Here is an 18,991-nt window from a genome sequence, read left to right as displayed (position 1 = left end):
ACCGGCTCCGCCGCCATGAGGGAGCGGGGTCAGGAGGAGGAAGGGGCCACTGCCAGGGCCCGCTTGAGGACCTTGCCGGTCGGACCCAGCGGCAGCGAGCCGGTGAACCGCACGATCCGCGGATACTTGTGCCGCCCCAGACGCTCCCTGGACCAGTCGATCAGCTCCTGCTCCGTCAGCGCCTCCGCCCCGGCCCGCACCACGACGACAGCACAGATCTCCTCGCCGCGCGCCTCGTCGGGAACGCCGATCACCGCGACCTCGGAGACCGCCGGATGGCGGACCAGCACCTCCTCGACCTCCCGCGGATAGATGTTGAAGCCGCCCCGGATGACCAGGTCCTTCTTCCGGTCGACGATGCTGAGGAAGCCGTCCTCGTCCCGGACCCCGAGATCCCCGGTGCGGAACCAGCCGTCGACCACCGCCGCGGCCGTCGCCGCCGGATCGTCGAGATACCCGGCGAACACGTTGTGGCCGCGCACCACGACCTCGCCGACCTCGCCGTCCGGGAGCAGCACCACCGCGTCCTCCACCGCCGCGTCCGCCACCCCGGTCTCCACGCCCCAGACCGGGTGGCCCACCGTGCCGGGGCGGCGGCCGATCTCCGGCTGGTTGAACGTGGCGACCGGCGAGGTCTCGGTCAGCCCGTAGCCCTCCAGGACCTGCGTCGCGAAGGTCTCCTCGAAGCGTTCGAGCACGGCGACGGGGAGGGCCGCGCCGCCCGAGACGGCCGCGCGCAGGGTGGGACGGCGCGCCGGGTCGCCCTGCGCCGCCGCCTCCACGAGGGCGTGGTACATCGTCGGTACGCCCATGAAGACGCTCACGCCTTCGGCGGCCAGCAGCTCCAGCGCGCCCGCGCCGCTGAAGCGCGGCATGAGCACGAGCGTCGCCCCGGCCCGCAGCGTCGCGTTCATCGCGCAGGTCTGCCCGTAGCTGTGGAACAGCGGCAGGCAGCCGAGGACCACGTCGTCGCCGTCCAGCCGCAGCAGGTCGTGGGCGATCACGGAGGCGTTCATCACGATGTTGAGGTGGGTGAGCAGCGCACCCTTGGGGCGCCCGGTCGTGCCGCTGGTGTAGAGGATCACCGCGGTGTCCTCGGGGGCGGCCGGCTCCGGCGCGGGCAGCGGGTCGCCGCCCTCCGGCACGCCGTGCACGGCCCGGACCCCGGTGGCACGCGCCGCCTCCTCGGCGACCGGCCACATCGGACCACCACTGATCAGCGCGACGGCACCGCTGTGCCGCAGCACGTACGCCACCTCCTCGGCCACCAGCAGCCCGTGCACCGGCACCACCGTCGCCCCGGCGGCCAGCGCGCCGTAGTACGCGTACAGGAAGTCGGCCGAATTGGGCAGCAGCACCGCGACCCGGTCGCCCGGCCGGACCCCGGAGGCCCGCAGCGCGCCCGCGCAGCGCAGTGCCTCCGCCCACAGCTCGCGGTAGCCGATCCGGTTGCCCGAATCGACCACCGCCACCCGGCCGGGGTACTTGCGGGCCGACTCACCCAGGACGGTTGCGACGCTGAGAAACATGACAGGCTCCAGGAAACACGGCGTTCACACGGCTGTTCTGCTCAGAATCGGCCGTGGCCCCGGCTTCGCACAATGTGCAGTTGCCTACCATGCGCACCGCTCACCTGGGCAGCAGCCACTCGGCGCGGTAGATGGCGAGGCATCCGCATAACATGCGGAGTTAGCCTTCGGTCATGGCGCAGAACCCGGGTGCCCGAGCCCCGCGCACCGAAGGCCCCCGACCGGACGGCACCGACGACGGCGGGCTGCGCCGTGCCCTGGCCGTCGCCCTCCTGCCGGGGATCGACGAACTGACCCGGCGGGTCGTCGACGACATCCACGTGCACAGCGGTACGTACGCCTCCGGCTCGCCCGTCAGCCGGGACGACCTGCGGGACATCTGCCGCGACAACCTGCTGCGCGCGCTGGAGGACTTCGGCGGGCTGTCGTCCGACGGGGGCGACGCCGAGTACGCGGCGCGCGAGACGGGGCGGCGGCGCGCGGAGCAGGGCGTACCGCTGGACACGGTGCTGCAGGCGTACCGGCGCGGTGGCCGGGTGATGTGGCAGGTGATGGCCGAGCATCTGCGGGCGACGCGCGGGACACCGGACGCCGTGGGGCCGGTCGCGGCCGACCGGGACACCGAGCTGGACATGGCGGGCGCCGTGTGGGAGACCATCGACCGCTACTCGCTGGTCATGGCCGAGTCGTACCGGCTCACCCAGCTGGAGATGCAGGGCCGGCAGGACACCCGCCGCGTCGCCCTGTTCGAGGCCCTGCTCGACGGGCGCGGCGACGATCCGGCGGTCGCGGCGGCGGCCTCCGCCGCGCTGGGCGTGCCGGTCCACGACCGGTACGTCATCGTCGTCGCCGCCCAGGACCCGGCCGCACCGCCCAACCCGGCACCCGTCCTCGACGAGCACGGCATCTGGTCCTTCTGGCGCCCCCGGTCGGGCCGGTACGCGGGAATCGTGCGGCTGGCCTCGGGGGAGTCCGCCGTCCTGCTCGACCTGCTGCGCCACCGCACCGGTGCCACCGCGGGCGTGTCACCGGAGTTCGACCGGCTCGCCAGGGCTGGGCGGGCACTGCGGCTGGCCGAGCAGGCGCTGCGCACGCTGCCCGCCGGAAGCGGTGAGGTGGCGGCCTTCGACGACCGGCTCGCGGAGGTGCTGCTGGTCGGCCGGCCGGAGATCGCAGAGCGGATCGTGACCACGTGGCTGGGCGGCGTACTGGACACGGCGGCCGAACGCGACGTACTGCTCGGCACGCTCCGGGTCTGGCTCGACCACGGCTGCTCGGCGGCGCGGGCGGCCGAGGAGCTCTACTGCCACCGCAACACGGTCCTCAACCGGATCGGCCGGATCGCCGAACTCACCGGCGCTTCCGCGGAGTCGGGCGAGGTGCGGCTGGGGTGGGCGCTGGCCCTGCGGGCGCTCGGGCTGCCGGCCGACGACGACGGACGGGCTCCGGGCGAAGGTGACTCGGGGCGGCCCTGGGCGTGAGGCACGCCGCGCGGGACCGGAGGCCGTTACCGGCCCCCGGTCGGCGGTCCCGCGCGTACTGACGGTGGGTCAGGCCGCGAAGTGCCCGGACAGGGCCTCCCGTTCGTCGACCTCGACGAGATCGGGGCGGGTGTAGCGCTCCGCTCGGGCGTGATAGTCGAAGTCGCCCCGGACCAGCCCCCGGTAGTCCCGTACGCACCGCTCCAGCGCGATCTTGGTGGGGCCCTGGACACCGGCCGCCTCGATCTCCTCGATCAGCTCCTTCTCGGCGCGCTGCACCCGCTGCGCGATCTCGGCGAGCTGCGCTCCGGCCTCGTCGACGGCCTCCTGAAGCGTGCAGTCGCGATCACGCTGGATGAGGCGCACCGCATTGTGTTCGTACCCGAGCAGCGCCTCCTTCTCGAAGGAGCAGATGTCGTTGCAGAGCCCCGAGTGATCGGTGACCGCGTTGCGCAGGGCGATGTACGCGGGCAGGCTCCGGGCCGACTCCGGAAGGTCGATCCCGGCGGTGATCTCATGGAGGTCCAGGAAGGGCTGCATGGCCACCGAATCCCGGCGGTGCTTCACGAACTCGCTCCGGGTCGGCGCCTGTCCGGCGGCCCGCTCCACGGCCTCGGCGTAGTAGGTCCACAGCCAGGCGACCGTGTCCCGCCGGAACTGCCGGATCCAGCGCGCCGACCGGTCCCGGTACGTCCGGGCCCGCAGCCCCACGAGCGCGCGCTCCATGGCGCCGCGTGGCAGGCCGCCGTCGAGCACGGTGACCAGCCGGTCGATCGCTGCCTCGCACATGCGCGGGTCACGTCCGGCGGGCCCGTCGTCGAACTCGTCGTCGACGAGGAAGGCCCAGAAGAGCCACTGGCAGAAGAGATCCAGATGCTGCTGCGAAGCAGTGGGGAATATGAGGGATATCCAGAGCTCGGGCCTGGTCCGGATCATCTTCTTCCGGGCCACTGCGGAGAGCATGAGGTCGTTGGATTCGGCCCATTTCCATGTTGCCTCCCTGGTCTCCTCGATGCCTGGATTGCATCCGGTGCTCTGGAACGGCATATGAAACGTCGGCAGCACAATCTGGCTCATTGGTGCCTCTCGTCGAAGCGATTCGGATGAACAATACGAACGGGTGTCCGGCCGGACTCGGGTGTCGTCGCCGGGTACGCATCGGGGGACGGGCCGCCCGCACTCACTGACTCTGGCCAGAGGCTCACCGTGCGAGACGAGGCAGTCATTCCTGCTCACTCTCCTCCGCCGGGGGTCAGGGCATCGAGGCCGGGCCCGTCGGCCCGCGGTGGCAATCGCCCCTGATGCAAGACGGCGGCATCACCATGCGTGACTCCCAGTCAACCCCGTGTGGGTGTGAGAGGGAAGTCGTATGTGACCGAAAGTGCTTGATCATCTCGAATGAGTGAACACCTCTGAGCAATTGGTGACCTCTTGTGGTGAGCGCCTCCGGACGGCGAGGGGCCTGCCCGGGCATTCCGCACCGTCGATTTCATGCCGCCGCTCCGCAGCCCCCTTCCCGCTGCTCCGGCCGTCCCTTCCCGCCCGCCCCGCCGTCGCTTCCACCGCCCCGCGCAAGCCGACGGCCCCGGCCCGGTTTCCCGGGACGGGGCCGTGAACCGCGTCTTGCTCAGGCGCCCTTGAGGTGCCGCATCAGCCGCTCGAAGTCCTGCCAGCCGGACAGGTCCGACGGATCACCCGGCAGCGGGTAGTACAGCGCCGGACGGGACCTCGGGCCGAGCTGGACCGGCGGTTCGGAGAGCGGGATGCGCCGGGCGCGGTCGCCGGGCATCTCGCGCACCTCCTCCGCGCCGAGCACGAAGGCCAGCGGGACCCCGGGCCCCTCGAAGCGCGGCGGCACGGCCAGGTCGCGGCGGGCCTTGCGGAGCTGGACCAGCATCGACTGGAGGTGATGGCGGGTGGCGAGCACCTCCGCCACCCGGGGCAGGGCGTCCAGCGGGGGTTCCTCGCCGGGGCCGTAGCCGAACGCCAGCGTGACGTCCTCCTCCACCCCCGCCTTCGTACGGCTGATGCGGACCGTGGCCAGGCCGGGCCGGTCCGGGCCGCCGACCACCACGAGCCAGGTCGGCTCGGGCGCCCGGTCGAAGGCGACATCGGTCAGCCGGCGCAGCGACCACGGCAGGTTCGCGGGCTCGGCGGTGCCCCACCCCGCCGGGGGCTGCCCCGTCAGCTCCTGCCACACGGACTCCAACGCCCCGCCCAGCACCAGCCGGTCGTCCGCCGGGTGGACCGTGCGGAACGAGATCGCCAGCTGGCGGTCACCGGTGTCGCTGACCTCCTGGTAGGCGGCGGCCACCGGGGTGCGCGGGTCCTCGGGGGTGGCATCGGGCGACTCGACCGTCGCGAACATGCCGTGCTGCCAGCGCAGTACGGCACCGGACAGGCCGTCGTAGTAGCCGTCCTTCTCGTCCTGCACCACCCAGCGCGAGGGCCAGCCGCTGAGGCTGTTGCGTACGGCGGGGGAGAGCGTGGCGCCCGGCGAGGTGACGATCTGGAGCCCCAGCTCGGCGTTGGCCGCGGCCCGGAACGCGTCCGAGAGCCAGGCCGTCATGGCGACCACCGGACGGTCCTGGATGATGACGGCCACCTTGTCGGTGAGCGCGTCCACGGCGGGCTGCGCGGCGGCGGGCGTGGGCGCGACGCTCACCCCGTCGGTCTTCACCACCGCGAGGGAGCGCGCGGCCTCGGGCGGCCAGGCGGAGCCCCCGGCCAGCGTGGCGATCCGGGCCGCGAAGGTGCCCGCGAGCAGCTCGGCCTCCTCGACCCCGGTGGTGGCACGGGCCTCCGTCCACCAGAACGGGACCGGCGGCGCGGTGGCCCCGAGCAGCCGCTCGGCCTCGCCCGCGACCTGCACCAGCAGCGGCGCCTCGATGGAGACGAGCGGCCGGCCCTGGTCGTCGCAGAGCTGCACGACGGCATCCTCGCCCGTCGTCCCCACCAGCTTGTCCGGGCCGCCCGCGAGGAGACCCGCGAGCACGGTCAGCGGGTCGGGCATGCGCGGGGTGAGGGCGATGACGTCCTTGGTCATGTGGTCGGCCGTTCCTTCTTCGTCCGGGGTGCGGATGTGCGGTGTACACGGTCTGGATCAGACGGTTGGGCTGGCCCCTGCGGATGAACACACCGCGGCCCGGCGGCTGCTGGGTCGCGTACACACCGGGGAACAGCTGGCCCTCGCTGCGGTCGCCCGCCATCAGGAGCGCCGAGGCACCCGACTCGCGCAGCCCCAGCATCAGCGGGTCGTACATGCCGCGCGAGGCGCCCGCGACCCGGCGGGTCAGTACGAAGTGGAGCCCGATGTCGACGGCGGAGGGGATGTACGGCAGGAACGGGTCGAGCGGTGCCTGCCCGGCCGTGGTCAGCACGTCGTAGTCGTCGACGAGGATCACGATCCGCGGACCGCTGCCCCAGCTGCCGGGCTCCAGATCCTCGGTGTCCGCCCGGTCGTCCGGCAGCCGCTTCTCCAGCTCGGTGGCGATACCGGCGGCCAGCCCCGCGCACATCTTGGGGTTGTACGCGTAGCCGCCGCGGAACTCCTCCGGGATCGCGCCGCGCAGACCGCGTCGCGGGTCCATGACGGCGAAGACCAGCTCCTGTTCGCCGTAGCGCTCGATCAGCCCGCCGGCGATCGTCTTCAGCAGGTTCGTCTTGCCGCACTCGCTGTCGCCCAGGACCAGCAGGTGCTGGTCGTGGTGGAACAGGTCGAGCACCGCGGGCGCCAGCGCCGTCTGGTCCAGGCCGATCGGCACCCGCTCGGGCTCGGCGACCGGGCCCGGCAGCAGGTGCGGCTCCAGGACGTGCGGCAGGATCCGGACCGGCTGGGCGACCTCGCCGCTCCAGGTGGCGCGGATCGTGCGGGTGGTGTGCTCCAGGACCGCGCCCAGGTCCGAGACGTCCGCGACACCGTCCGTGCGGGGTAGCGCGACCTGCGCGAAGAGCTTGCCGTCGGTGAGGATGCGGCCCGGCTCGTCGGGCGACAGGGTCTGCGCCAGCTTGCGGTCGATGCTGGACTCGCTGGGGTCGTTCAGCCGCAGCTCGACCCGGGTGCCGAAGTTCGACTGGGTGGCGATGCGCACGTCGTTCCAGCGGAGCATGCCCGCGACGACGTGGATGCCGTAGCCGCCACCGCGCTTGAGGATGTCCACGACGGCGTCGTCCAGCTCGTCGAAGTCGTCGCGCAGCGCGCCGAATCCGTCGATGATCAGCACGATCTCGGCCGAGGCCAGCTGGGGCAGCCGGCCTGCCGCGTGCAGCGAACGCAGCTGCTCCACGGAGTCGATGCCGTGCTCGCGGAACAGCTCCTCGCGGACCGCGAGCATGCCCCGGACCTCCTCGACGGTGCGCCCCGCGCGCTCCCGGTCCGCCCGCCCGGCGACGCCGCCGACGTGCGGCAGCCCCGACACGGCCTGGAGGCCGCCGCCGACCAGGTCGAGGCCGTAGACGCCGACCTCCTGCGGGGTGTGGGTCAGCGAGATCGCCAGCGCGAGGGTGCGCAGCAGCGTCGTCTTGCCGGTCTGCGGACCGCCGATGACCGCGGCGTGCCCGCCCGCCACCGTGAGGTCCAGGTACCACTGGCCCTGCCACTGCTTGGTCGGGTCGTCGAGCAGGCCGAGCGGCACCTGCAGCGGACCGCGCCGCGCGGCCAGCTGCATCCCGCGCGGGCCCACGTCCAGCGGCCCCGCGACCTTGTCCAGGGAGATGGCGCCGGGCAGCGGCGGCAGCCAGATCCGGCGCACCGGACCGGCCGCCTCCCGCAGCTGGTCGACGATCACACCCATCTCGGTCGGGCCGGTCTCCCGACGCCGTACCTTCGGCTCCTCGCCCGAACTCTCCGGCTCGGCCAGGGTGTTGAACGCCTCGTACTCCAGGGCCAGCGGCCCGCTGTCCTGCTCCTCGTCGCGCTGCACCGGCCCCCGGTACGCGCCCGAGACATAGCTCGCCTTGAAGCGCTCGTAGTGGCTGGTGTCGACCTTGAGATAGCCGAAGCCGGGCAGCGGCGGCAGATGGAAGGCGTCCGTGGTGTCCAGGACCGTGCGCGACTCGTCGGCGGAGAACGTGCGCAGCCCGAGCCGGTACGAGAGATAGGTGTCCAGGCCCTTGAGCTTGCCGCCCTCGATGCGCTGGCTGGACAGCAGCAGATGCACACCGATGGAGCGGCCGATCCGGCCGATGGACAGGAACAGGTCGATGAAGTCCGGCTTCGCGGTGAGGAGTTCACCGAACTCGTCGATCACGACGAACAGATGCGGCAGCGGGTCAAGATCGGGCCGCCGGTCCGCGCGCAGCGCCGCGTAGTCACCGATGTCGGCGACGTTGCCCGCGTCCTTGAGCACCTGCTGGCGGCGCTTGACCTCACCGGCGAGCGAGGCGTGCACCCGCTCCACGAGGCCCGCCTGGTTCTCCAGGTTGGTGATGACCCCGGCCACGTGCGGCAGCTCCGCGAACGGGGCGAAGGTCGCACCGCCCTTGTAGTCGACCAGGACCAGCGCGAGGTCCTCCGGCGGGTGCGTGGCCACCAGGGCGAGGACCAGGGTGCGCAGCAGCTCCGACTTGCCGGAACCGGTCGCCCCGACACACAGTCCGTGCGGACCCATGCCCAGCTCGGAGGACTCCTTGAGGTCCAGGAGCACCGGCTGGTGGGAGTCGCTGATGCCGATCGGCACCCGCAGGAAGGCGCGTTCGCCGCGCGGCGACCACATCCGCGACAGGTCGAGCCGTGCCACGTCGTCGATGCCGAGCAGGTCGGCGAAGTCCACGGGGCCGGAGAGCGGGGCGTCCACCAGCGATTCGGCGGACAGCCGCATCGGCGCCAGCATCCGGGCCAGCCCCTCGGCGAACGGGATGCCGACCTCGTCCACGGTGCCGTGGGCGCTGATCGGTTCCTGCTCGCGCAGATCCTCGATGACCACCCCGTCGCCGTCGACGGTGATCCGTACGCTGACGTGTCCCGGCTCCTGGACCCGGTGCTCCAGCAGGTGCAGCACGCTGACGCCCATCTCGCGCAGCCCCACCGCGTCGTCCGGGCGCGGCAGGTCGACGGCGTCCTCGCCGTGGCCGTCGGCGACGACGAGCAGCCGGGACGTCATGGACAGCGCGTCCTTCCCGGACAGACCGCGCCGCACCTCGGCCGCGTACGAGGCGCGGCGGCGCAGCTCCGGGCCGATCTGGCGGGCGAGCTGAGGCGCGGACGGAGCGATCCGGCGGGCGGCGACCGGACCGTCGAACTGCTCGGTGTCGAGCAGGTGCGGCATCCACTTGGCCCACTCCCAGTCGGTCAGCCGCTCACCGGGCACGGCGAGCGCCATCGCGACGTCGTCGGGGGCGTGCGTGGCGGCGGTCTGGACGAGCAGGGCGCGCGCGACGCGCAGACAGGCCTCGCGGGGGCCGATGACGCTGATGTTGCCGACCCGGTCGAGCGGGACGGTGAGCGGGAGTTCGGTACCGGTACGGAAGCGGTCCATCAGCGCGGACGCCTCGTTGAGCATGAAGGTGTCGGGCGGCGAGAGGACGGACGAACCCTGCTGGGCGACCTTCAGATCGCGTACCGGCATCTCACCCGTGCCGACGCGTACCCGCAGGAAGTCGCCGTCGAGCCGGCGCCGCTCCCAGACCCGGGCGGGGTCGCGCACTATGTCGTACAGGGCGTGCGGCGGCGGATTGAGGACATCGGCCCGTTCGGCCCGCCGGCGCTCCTCGACGGAGAGCTCCTCGCGCAGGTCCTCCAGATAGGCGAGGTAGGCCTCGCGCTGGGTGCGGCGGGTGCGCTGGGCCTTGCCGCGCTGCGAGAAGACCAGCGCCACCGAGCCGATGACGGTGACGACGAGGATGATCGCGCCGAGACCGGCGAACTGACTGTTGCGCACGACCGTCATCATCACGACGGAGGACATCACACCGGCGACCGGCAACAGCGACATCGCGATGTTGCCCGACTTGCCCTCGGGCAGGTTCGGCGGGGCCTCGATGGTGCGCGCCTCGGAGGCGGCCGGCGGCCGGGTGGTCCTGGCCGGGCGGTGGATCAGTCGGGTACTCATCGTCGTCCGTCACTCGGGGTCGGGTCAGGTCGGCATCGGGACCGGTGGGTGCTGCCGATCGTGATCAGTGCTGCTGCTGGGAGAGCCGGAACACGTCCGCGGCGAGCCGGGTGGCGGCCTCCCGGGTCGTGTGCGCCAGGAGTTCGGTACGGATCCGGCCGCCGGCCGCCAGATGCCGGTCGTACGGCAGCACCTGCACACCGGCACCGGTGGCCTTCAGCTTCTGTGCCGCCTCGTCGAGATCGAGCCCGGGGTGCGGCACCAGTTCGCTGAGCACGACGACGGTGCCGGCGATCACCTGCCGGGGCAGCGACTGCATCCACTGCAGGACCGCGTACGTGCTGGTGATGCCCTCCAGCGTGGCGGGGGCGGCCAGCACCCGGGCCTGGGCGGCGGACAGCGCGACCCGGGCGACCTCGGCGGGCAGCGTCTCGCAGTCGACGACAGTGACGCCGAAGTAGCGGCGCAGCGAGACCATGACCCGCTCGTACGCCCTGCTGTCCAGCATCGCGCCGATCTGGCCCTGGCTGCCGGGCAGCAGCCAGGCGTTGCCGGGGAGCTGGACGAGATAGCCGGTGATGTCCAGCAGCGACATCTGCGGCTCGATGATGCCCGCCAGGTCACCGGTGGTCCAGCGCAGCGACTCGGCGCCGAGCCGCAGCGGCAGCGAGCCGAGCGCCGGATCGGCCTCGACGAAGAGGACCGGGTCCTGGCGGTAGTGCGCGTACGTGGTTCCGAGCAGCGCGGCGACGGTCGACTTGCCCGCGCCGCCCCGGATGGAGGTGACGGCGATCTGCCGGCCGGTCGTCACGGGCTGCTGGAGCGTCTCGGCGGTGGCGGTGGTACGGGCGACCTCGCGCGCGGCCGACGAGGACACGCTCACCCGCAGGGCGCGCGCGGCCCGAGCGGCGAACGGCTCACCGCGCCGCGCCTTGCGCCCGACGGAGGCCAGCCCCCGGTCCACCACGGGCCGGGAGTCGGGGGTGTGCTGGGCCCGGGTGCCGGGGGTGTACGCGTGCTGCTGGGCCTGGGCCTGTTGTGGCTGCGGCTGCTGTTGCGGCTGGGCGACGGGGTGCGCGGCGACCGCCTGGTGCTCCGCGTGACCGGGGTGCTGCGGCTGTTGTTGCGGCTGTTCCTGATGGCCGAGGTGCTGGTATTGGGGCCGGGGCTGCTGGGCCGGCTGCTGTTGTCCCTGCTGGTAACCGGCGTACTGCTGCTGGGGCGTCCCGTAGGCGTGGGCGTTCTGCGCGGGAACGCCGGGGCCCGACGCGGCGGCACCGTACTGCTGACCGCCCTGACCGCCCTGACCGCCCTGACCGCCCTGAGCCTGCGCGGGCGCGCCGTGCCCCTGGCCGCCGGGGCCCTGCGCGCCCTCCTGGGCGGCGCCGCCCCTCATGGCGCGCAGCACATCGCCCTGCCAGTTGTCTTCGTTCGGCATGTCTGCCCTTCTCTTTCGCCCTGCTGCCCCGCCCGGAGCACCTGCGCGTCGACTCAGAACTTGTTGAGCAGCTGTCCGTACACGCCGAACACACCGACGGCCAGCGGGAAGAGCCCCACCACGCCGATGGATTCGACCAGATCGGCCATGCGCCGCAGCCGGACCTGCACATGCTCGGGCGGGTGCACCGCCAGGACGAGCAGCGGCAGCACCGCGGCCACGACCAGCAGGGCGAGCGGTCCGGCACCCCCGGCGTGCTGCATCCACAGCATGACCAGGCGCACGACCAGGACCGCGGCGGCGGCGAAGAGCGCGACGACCTCGGCGACCAGCGGGAAGGCCCGCGCCCGGGAGAGCAGCACGAGGGCCACCAGCGAGGGCAGCGCCACGGTCCACACGGACGGCTTGCCGGCCGTGGTGAGCAGCCAGCCACCGGCCGACGCGGAGACCGCGGTGACCACCGTCGCCAGGGCGAGACCGCGATGGGTGGCCGCCAGCGCGTTGCCCACCTGGTGGCGGCTGACGGAGGTGCCGCCGGAGCGGCGGTCGTCGAGCGCGGTGAGGCCCGAGGCCGCCAGCGCGAGCCGGGGGAGCAGTCCGAGCAGTACGACGGAGAAGACGGCCATCACCGCGCCGAGCCGGGCCGGATCGTCCTGGACGGCGGCGACGGCCTCCCACACCACGGCGATCACGGTGGCGGCGGCGGCGCCGATGAGCCCGCCGCGGCCGAGCGGGGAGAAGTAGCCGAGCAGAACCAGCGTCAGGACCAGCGCCGCGGCGACAGCGGCGAGCCGCGCGGTCCCCGACCAGTCGTAGGCGTCCGCGGCGGTCCAGGCGGTGAGGACGCCGAGGCTGCCGGAGGCGAGCAGGAGCGCGGTCGCCAGGCCCCGGTTGCCCTGCCCGATCTTCGCGACGAGCGCACCGGCCGCCAGCAGGACGAGCGTGGCGGCCGCGAGGGCGGCGGTCAGCGCGTCCAGGGCGAATTCGCGCCGGGCCATCAGCGCGGCGACCACCGCGAAGGCCACCGACGCCACGCCCGCACTCGTACGACGGGCGGCGGGACGCCAGCGCCAGGTCTGCAGATCGAGGTCGTCGGCCACCAGATCGGTGACGTCGTGCACGACCGGGGCGGGGGGCGCGGAATGGGCCCGGACCAGCCGGAGCACCGCGCCGTCCGCGATCCCCGCCGAGGACAGTGTGCTGTCGTGCGGAAGCGCGGAGCCGTCCGACGTGATCAGCTGCCGTGTCATCGGGCGTGCCGCCGCCCGGTCGTCCAGCAACTGCAGAATGTCCGGCAGCAGCTGCCCGATCGGTGTGTCGGACGGCAGGACGATGTCGGCCCGGCGTCGCTCACCGACCAGAGTCACCCGGCTGAGCTGCGCTCGGGAAGTCGTTGCTGTGCTCACCACTTTACGGGAACCTATCATCGCGACGTTTTGAGGAGTCGGGCAGCTTGGCGTGCCCATGCTACTGGCGCCTTCTCAGTTCCCTTCGCGGGGAACTCTTTCTGAATTCGCCGGAGTTGCTGAGTTATTGGGGATTCTTCGCCGAATCCCCGGATTTCTCCGGTTGCGCCGTTTTCGCCGGCTGCTGGTACTGCTGTTCCTGGCGCTGCTGCTTCTGCTGTTCGGCCTTCTGCTTCTCCAGCATGTTCTGGACAAAGGACCATCCCACGCATCCCGCGCACAGCACGGCGGCAATGGCGATCCCCGCGAACACCTTTCCGAGCCGCTCGTCCGCCGTGCGCCGCGCCCGCTGCACGCCGAACAGCAGTGCGTCGCGCATCCTGCGCCGGCGTACAGCCACCGACTCCAGAAGCTGGCTGTCGTAATCCCGTGCCATTCGTCCTGTCGTCCGTTGCTTCAGTCGTGCGTTGCGTCGGTCATGGTCGCCGCGTCCTCGCCTGTCGACGCGGGGGAACGGCGGCCGGGGCCGGGGTACTCCCGCGCACTCCGGGGGAGCGGCATATTCCGTACCGGCCGGCGGGCACCGTATGGGAATCCCCTAATTCACCCGTGCAACATAAGGCATGGGCGAGCGGGCAGTACAGCCCGGCCTCGGCACGAGCGAGCACGGCGAACCGGCATTCCGCATTCGTCAGGGAACGCCGTGCGGGCCGCCCGTTCCGACCTCGTACCAGACACACAACGACTCGGCCACGGCGTCGAGAAGACCGCTCTTCGCCGCCTCGGCGATCGTCCCGTCGCAGAAGCGTTCCCCGCGCACCACGGCTGTGGCCGCGCGCACCGCGTCGGCCGGACTCAGCCGTCCGTCGGCCGGCACGGCCGGCGGCGGGTTGTCCTGCCACAGGTACGCGGGCGTCACCGCACCGACGGCGGGCAGCGCGCGCACCAGGCGTCGGAGCCGCTCGCCGTGGAGCGGAAAGCTCATGCGCCAGGTGCCGTCGGGCTGCTTCCCGCCCTGGGACCACCGCACGTCGCGGTCCTCGTCCGTGAGCGCGGTGAGTGCCTCCCTCAGCTCATGCCACGCTCCGGCGTTCCCACGGTCGAGCTGAGCCAGCAGACGCCGGTCGTCGGCCCCGGTGACGACATGGGCCAGCTCCGTGAGTGCGGCCAGGGACGGGGCCGTGGCCAGGGAGCCCGGGACGACATGGCTGACGCACCTCGGGTCCGAGCCGCGGACCAGCTCGGCGAGCGCGGCCGTGGGCGCGAGCCCTCTCGCCTTGGCGGCGTTGAGCTTCGCGGACCACTCCAGCCCTTCGCTCAACCCCGCCCGGTCACCGGCCGGCCGCAGGCACCAACCGGCGGCGTCGTCCTCGTCATTGGCCCACAGGTAGCCCATCGCCTCGCCGCGGGAGCCGGCGACGGTGAGGTGGTGGACCGGCCTGTCGGTCGTGCCGCGGTAACGCGGTGCGTCAGCCCGGTTCACCATCACTCATTCCTGCCTCGGACCGCCCGGCCGTCGGTTCATCGGGAACCGGTGAGCTTCTTCGTCGTCGATTCGATGAATGCGGCAGCTTCCCGTTCGGAGATCTGCACGTGGTCGACGTCGTTGTGCCCGAGTTCGTAGAGCCTCAGGTACTCCGTCGGCTCCCAGCGAAGATTGCGGGTGAAGGCTTCGTCGTGCGTCTCCCCCTCCTTGCCGACGAGACGTCGCCGCAGGATGCCGCGTGGGCTGCTGCGCGGATATCCCTCGCTGATCTTCGCGTAGTACGTGATCCTGCCGACCGCTCCGGCATCGAGGGCGTCGAGTGTGCTCGGGGCCAGCGTGAGGAACGGCTCGGCGTTGAGATTGGACTCGAAGTTCCCGTACGGGATCATCACTCCGTACAGGTCGATGAACTCCTCGATCGAGTAGCCACCGCCTCGCCCGTACATGAGCAGCAACGGCTCGTACGGGTCCGGGAGCTCCGGAAGACCGACCTTGTCTTCGGCCCGGAGCGCCACCCAGCGCACGGCACCTCGGCACGTCCTTGCCGTGGACGGCGTGCCGACGTTGTGCGCCACGTAATCCTCCAGCTCGGACTCGACCTCCGGGTCCAGCCGGAACGTCGGGTCGACGAACTCGGTGACGTCGAAGAAGGGCCACTTCTCCTCGGCGCCGTACGCCTGAGCCCACAGCGCCGCGCGACGCATGTACTCCCGCATCAGCAGGGCGCGGGAACGCGAGTGGCTGTTGGCCATGTCCCAGTCGCCGTACCAGTCGACCGCGCGCAACCGCTCCAGCACCTCGCGTGACAGCTCAGTACTCACTTCAGATCAAGTCCCTTCAGGCGCAGCTCCTGATGAATAGCCTTCACCACGTCATCGACATTGGACAAATCATCGGCGAGCTGGACCTTCGGCGGTTCCATCCCCAGGGACCGCCAGTGCCGGAACCCGCCGATCTTGTCGTTCGGCGCGAGGTCATGGGCGCCCGCGTCAGTGATGTCCTGGGGGAATTTCGGGCGGTAGTACTTGCCGTCGGAGGGGTCGAGCTCCCACAGGTGGTCGTATTCGCGGATGTAGGGCAGGCCCGACTTCATGAGACGGCTCTCGACGTACTCGTGCGCCATGAGGTGCTTGAACTGCTGCACGCCCTCTTCGCTGAGTTTCCCCTCACGCGCCGCGAACCACATCTCGCCGATGTCGATGCGCGGGGTGAAGAGGCCCTTCTTGAACGTGTCGGGACCGATGGCCACTTCGTGCTGCGACCGGAAGAGATGGCTCTTGACCTGGCGGAGCACGGACTCGTCCACCCCGGTGCTCCGGGAGATCGCCGGAAGCTCGACCTTGTTGTCCGTCGACCTGATGTTCTCGTACATCTCCGCCGCGGCCACGGAGTCCGGGTCGTGGATCGGATCGGGCTTCTCTACCCAGCCGGCGCCGCTCCAGCCACCGCGCGGACCATCGGTGTACGGGCCGCCGTCGTGGTCATCGGCCCGCGCGCCGTCCGCCGCGTCGTCGCCGAGGTCCGTGGCGTCGTCGCCTACGTGTGCCGCGTCGTCGCCGAGGTGCGTGGCGTCGTCGCCCAGGCGTCCGACATCGTCCGCCGCCGACCCGACACCGTGCACTGCCGAGTCGACGTCCTTGCCGATGGTGGAAACGACGTCGTCGACGCCGCGTCCGCCGATCTTGATGTCGCCCGCCCCGTGCGGCACCGGCACCTTGCCGAAGAGCTCCGCCTGCTCGGCCTTGATCGCGGCCAGCTCGTCCGGCGAGACGCCGGGCAGACGCTCCTTCTCGTACAGGACGTGGCCGTCCATCTTGGCCGTGAAGCTGTCCGCGGTGTGGAACTGCAGCTCGAAGGTCTGACCACTGAGCGGGTCGCGCCAGGTCGAGTTGATGCCCTTGTAACCGGTGGAGTCCCAGGTGTTCTTGAACGTGACGTTCTCGAAGCCCTTGGCCTGGAGGTCGTCGATCGCCTGCTGCACACCATGGGTGTAGCCGTTGCTCGGGACCTCCATCGTGTAGCGGACGGAGTCCTTGATGTCGCCGAGGGCCCGCGCGGGGTCCACGCCGATGTCTTCGAGCATGTCCGTGGCGAGCTTGCGCTTGAGCGAGTCCTCGCCCTTGAGACGGTACTCAAGGCCGATCAGCTTGCCGTTGTCGACCTTGCCCGCGATGCCCTGCATCGACTCGGTGATGCGCGGCTCCGCCTCGGTGGACCTGCGCATGAAGTCGTCGGCCGCTGCGTTCGCCTCCCGGTCCAGGCGCAGGCCGTTCTCGCCTGCCCAGGAACCGTCGGGCAGGTTGCCGCGGGGACCGTCGGGGGTGATCCCGCCGGGAACTCCGCCGTCGCCGCCATGAGGGGGACCCGGAACGTCCGACCCCGGACCGTTCGACCCCGGACCGTCCGGAACGTGGTCGCCACCGGTGGACGGCCCGTCGTGGCCGGGGCCTCCGGTGCCGTCGTGGCCACCGCCGACGGGGTCCTCGTGCCCGCCGCCGTGGCCGCCGTTGCCGTCGCCGTGATGCCCGCCGGCGGGCGGTTCGTGGCCGGCCGAGGGGCTGTGCCCGAGGTCGTGCGCGTTTCCGCCGGGGAGGTTGTCGCCGGTGTGGCTGCCGGGCAGGTCGTCGGCGAGGCGGCCGGTGTCGCCGAGGTCGCTGCCGAGGTGGACGGCGTTGTCGCCGACGTGGGCCGAGACATCGGCGGTGTGGGCGCCGGCGCCGACCAGGACCGGTTCCTTGACCGCGGTGGTGGGGGAGTTCTCCTTGGGCGCGTCGTCGGCGTGCTGGACGATGCCACCGTTGTCGTCGAGGAGGTTCCCGTCGTGGTCGAAGTACTGGACGGGTGTGTCGGTGTGGGTGGGGAGTTTGGTGGTGTTCTCGGGCAGGAGGGGGACGTCGTCGGGGAACTTGACGTTTCCGTCCGGGAGTTTGACGCCGCCCTCGGGGATCGCCGCACCCTCGGGAAGGTGGAAGGTGCCGTCGGGGAGTTTGAGGGAGCCCTCGGGCAGGGTGATCGCGTCGTCGGGGAGCCTGGGGATCTCGATGTTGCCGATGCCCTTGAGGCCCTTGGTGATGTCGCCGATCTTCGACAGGCCCGCACCGGCGCCCTTGGCGATGTAGGTCATCGGGTCGATGACCTTGCCTGCCTTGCCCGCGACGGACAGTACCTTCGCGACGGCTCCGGCCTTGCCGGCTCCCGCGGCGGCGCCGCCGGCGCCTCCGGTGAACACGGTGGTCAGGACGTTGAACGTGACCGCTCCGGCGGCCCGGCCGGGGTTCTTGCCCCACTCGTCCCAGGCGACCAGAGCCTTGCCGGTCTCCTTCATCGCGGTGCGTGAGTCACGCAGCCAGGAGGGCAGCTTGTCGTCCGGCAGGGTCCAGAACAGCGTCGAGGCGCCGGGGACGGCGCTGATGACGAGGCCGGTCGCGAGCTGGGCCAGGCCCTTCCAGGCCTGTCCCATCGCGTCCCAGCCACCGAACCCGACGAGGGTGCCCAGGCCCTTGATGGTGCCCCAGATCCCGTCGACGATCAGCCCGTCCCAGACGAACGACTTGACCCAGTGTCCGACCTCGTACCAGTGGTGCTTCTCCTCGACCGGGTCGCCCCAGGGGAGTTTCGCGTTCTTGAGGTCGTCGGCGTTGAACCCGTATTGGTCCTTGCGCTCGGACCCGTCGCCGGCGACCATCTGCGTCCCGCCGAACAGGGCGGTGATCTTGTTGTGACAGGTGCGCTCGGCGGCCCAGAACGCGGCGACGGTCGCGGTGATGTCGTCGCGGAGCTTGTTGTGCTCCTCGACCTTGTCCCCGTCGTACTCCCAGTCGTCGTCGTCCTTGTTGTCGTTCACGAACGTCGTCGCGTCGGTCTTGAGCCGCGCGAGCTTCGTGACCAGCGGACGGATCTCGCTCGCGTAGTCCGACAACGAGGAGGCGACCTTCTCCAGATCGTCCGCGAAACCGTCCGCCCGGTCCTTCACCGGCTTCGTCGACGCGAACAACTGCTCCGCCTCGGGCGCCTTGTAATACGCGGACAACGCCTGGAAATGGGTATGGACGGACGAACCGGTGTCCCGGATCTGACCCGCGTCCTTCGTCAGACCCGCGTGGTCCTTCTCCAGCTGACCCAGATCACCCGTGTACTGCGGAATCGCCTCGGGCTTGATCACCGCGACTGCACCCCAGGCTTCTTCGGGTCCAGATCCACCGCGCCCAGCGCCTTGCGCTGCGCCTCGGCGGCCATGTCCAGGTCACCGTTCAGATACGCGGTCGTGGCGTCCACCGCACCGGTCAGGGACTTCCCCGCCCGCGCCGCGATGAACTTCAGGTCCCCGGTGGTGTGCTCGGCGAACTGCGACAACGCCAGCGCGACCAGACCACCCACGGCCCCTTCCCCGTCCTTACCGCCACCACCGCCGTCACCGCCGCCCTCCGCGGTGATCGTCCCCGCACTCGACGCCGCCGACGACAGATGGTCCCCGTACGACGTCGCGTGCGTCTGAATCTTCGACGCGACCTCACCCGTCGTCTTCAGCACACCCTGAATACCCTGAGGCTTCAGATCCCAGCCGGTCATGCCCTACCTCATGCTCCCCGTTACCGAACCGAC

11 protein-coding genes and 1 pseudogene are annotated in these 18,991 nt (G+C 71.4%); 1 reads left to right on the top strand and 11 read right to left on the bottom strand.

Features of this window, described 5'->3' with window-relative positions; translation table 11 throughout:
* Nucleotides 1-29: 29 nt before the first annotated feature.
* The gene (locus OHA19_RS12625) at nt 30-1,529 is read right to left on the bottom strand and encodes a long-chain-fatty-acid--CoA ligase (protein ID WP_405716702.1); all 1,500 of its coding nucleotides are present in this window, start codon (nt 1,527-1,529) and stop codon (nt 30-32) included.
* A 173-nt stretch (nt 1,530-1,702) separates the two neighbouring features.
* On the opposite strand from OHA19_RS12625, the gene OHA19_RS12620 reads away from it, so the two are divergent.
* Nucleotides 1,703-3,010, top strand: a complete 1,308-nt coding sequence (locus tag OHA19_RS12620; RefSeq protein ID WP_405750234.1) for a PucR family transcriptional regulator — start codon at nt 1,703-1,705, stop codon at nt 3,008-3,010.
* A 69-nt stretch (nt 3,011-3,079) separates the two neighbouring features.
* Here the strand turns inward: OHA19_RS12620 and OHA19_RS12615 are convergent, their stop codons facing one another.
* The 10 genes and pseudogenes from OHA19_RS12615 to OHA19_RS12570 form a co-directional block, all read right to left on the bottom strand.
* Nucleotides 3,080-4,057, bottom strand: coding sequence for a terpene synthase family protein (locus OHA19_RS12615; protein ID WP_405753246.1), 978 nt, complete (start codon nt 4,055-4,057; stop codon nt 3,080-3,082).
* Between the two features lie 580 nt (nt 4,058-4,637).
* Nucleotides 4,638-6,056, bottom strand: a complete 1,419-nt coding sequence (locus tag OHA19_RS12610) for a DUF6177 family protein (RefSeq protein ID WP_405716704.1) — start codon at nt 6,054-6,056, stop codon at nt 4,638-4,640.
* Nucleotides 6,057-6,099: 43 nt separating this feature from the next.
* Nucleotides 6,100-10,059: pseudogene (gene eccCa / locus OHA19_RS12605) on the bottom strand (type VII secretion protein EccCa); the annotation flags it as partial.
* A 64-nt stretch (nt 10,060-10,123) separates the two neighbouring features.
* Nucleotides 10,124-11,497, bottom strand: coding sequence for a MinD/ParA family protein (locus tag OHA19_RS12600; RefSeq protein WP_405716706.1), 1,374 nt, complete (start codon nt 11,495-11,497; stop codon nt 10,124-10,126).
* A 53-nt stretch (nt 11,498-11,550) separates the two neighbouring features.
* Entirely contained in the window at nt 11,551-12,924 is a 1,374-nt protein-coding gene (eccD, locus tag OHA19_RS12595; RefSeq protein WP_405716707.1) for a type VII secretion integral membrane protein EccD, read from the bottom strand.
* A 103-nt stretch (nt 12,925-13,027) separates the two neighbouring features.
* Nucleotides 13,028-13,339: a hypothetical protein gene (locus OHA19_RS12590; RefSeq protein ID WP_405716708.1), complete on the bottom strand. Its 312-nt coding sequence runs from the start codon at nt 13,337-13,339 to the stop codon at nt 13,028-13,030.
* Nucleotides 13,340-13,594: 255 nt separating this feature from the next.
* On the bottom strand, nt 13,595-14,389 hold the full coding sequence (locus tag OHA19_RS12585; protein ID WP_405716709.1) for a DUF6508 domain-containing protein: 795 nt from the start codon (nt 14,387-14,389) through the stop codon (nt 13,595-13,597).
* A gap of 35 nt (nt 14,390-14,424) precedes the next feature.
* On the bottom strand, nt 14,425-15,210 hold the full coding sequence (locus tag OHA19_RS12580; protein WP_405716710.1) for a hypothetical protein: 786 nt from the start codon (nt 15,208-15,210) through the stop codon (nt 14,425-14,427).
* A complete protein-coding gene (locus OHA19_RS12575; protein ID WP_405750232.1) occupies nt 15,207-18,551 on the bottom strand; it encodes a hypothetical protein in 3,345 nt (1,114 codons plus the stop codon). The genes OHA19_RS12580 and OHA19_RS12575 overlap by 4 nt, the downstream gene beginning before the upstream one ends.
* Entirely contained in the window at nt 18,548-18,958 is a 411-nt protein-coding gene (locus OHA19_RS12570) for a DUF6507 family protein (RefSeq protein ID WP_405716712.1), read from the bottom strand. The genes OHA19_RS12575 and OHA19_RS12570 overlap by 4 nt, the downstream gene beginning before the upstream one ends.
* Between the last annotated feature and the right edge of the window lie 33 nt (nt 18,959-18,991).

Source organism: Streptomyces sp. NBC_00012, assembly GCF_045040875.1.
Classification (GTDB): domain Bacteria; phylum Actinomycetota; class Actinomycetes; order Streptomycetales; family Streptomycetaceae; genus Streptomyces.
This window is presented reverse-complemented; position numbering and strand designations above follow the sequence as displayed.

Bases quoted from the DNA above. Each gene is read 5' to 3' on its own strand.
- OHA19_RS12615 (WP_405753246.1), bottom strand. From the start codon at position 4,057: ATGCCGTTCCAGAGCACCGGATGCAATCCAGGCATCGAGGAGACCAGG.
- OHA19_RS12600 (WP_405716706.1), bottom strand. From the start codon at position 11,497: ATGCCGAACGAAGACAACTGGCAGGGCGATGTGCTGCGCGCCATGAGG.
- OHA19_RS12590 (WP_405716708.1), bottom strand. From the start codon at position 13,339: ATGGCACGGGATTACGACAGCCAGCTTCTGGAGTCGGTGGCTGTACGC.
- OHA19_RS12610 (WP_405716704.1), bottom strand. From the start codon at position 6,056: ATGACCAAGGACGTCATCGCCCTCACCCCGCGCATGCCCGACCCGCTG.
- OHA19_RS12620 (WP_405750234.1), top strand. From the start codon at position 1,703: ATGGCGCAGAACCCGGGTGCCCGAGCCCCGCGCACCGAAGGCCCCCGA.
- eccD (WP_405716707.1), bottom strand. From the start codon at position 12,924: ATGATAGGTTCCCGTAAAGTGGTGAGCACAGCAACGACTTCCCGAGCG.
- OHA19_RS12570 (WP_405716712.1), bottom strand. From the start codon at position 18,958: ATGACCGGCTGGGATCTGAAGCCTCAGGGTATTCAGGGTGTGCTGAAG.
- OHA19_RS12585 (WP_405716709.1), bottom strand. From the start codon at position 14,389: ATGGTGAACCGGGCTGACGCACCGCGTTACCGCGGCACGACCGACAGG.
- OHA19_RS12625 (WP_405716702.1), bottom strand. From the start codon at position 1,529: ATGTTTCTCAGCGTCGCAACCGTCCTGGGTGAGTCGGCCCGCAAGTAC.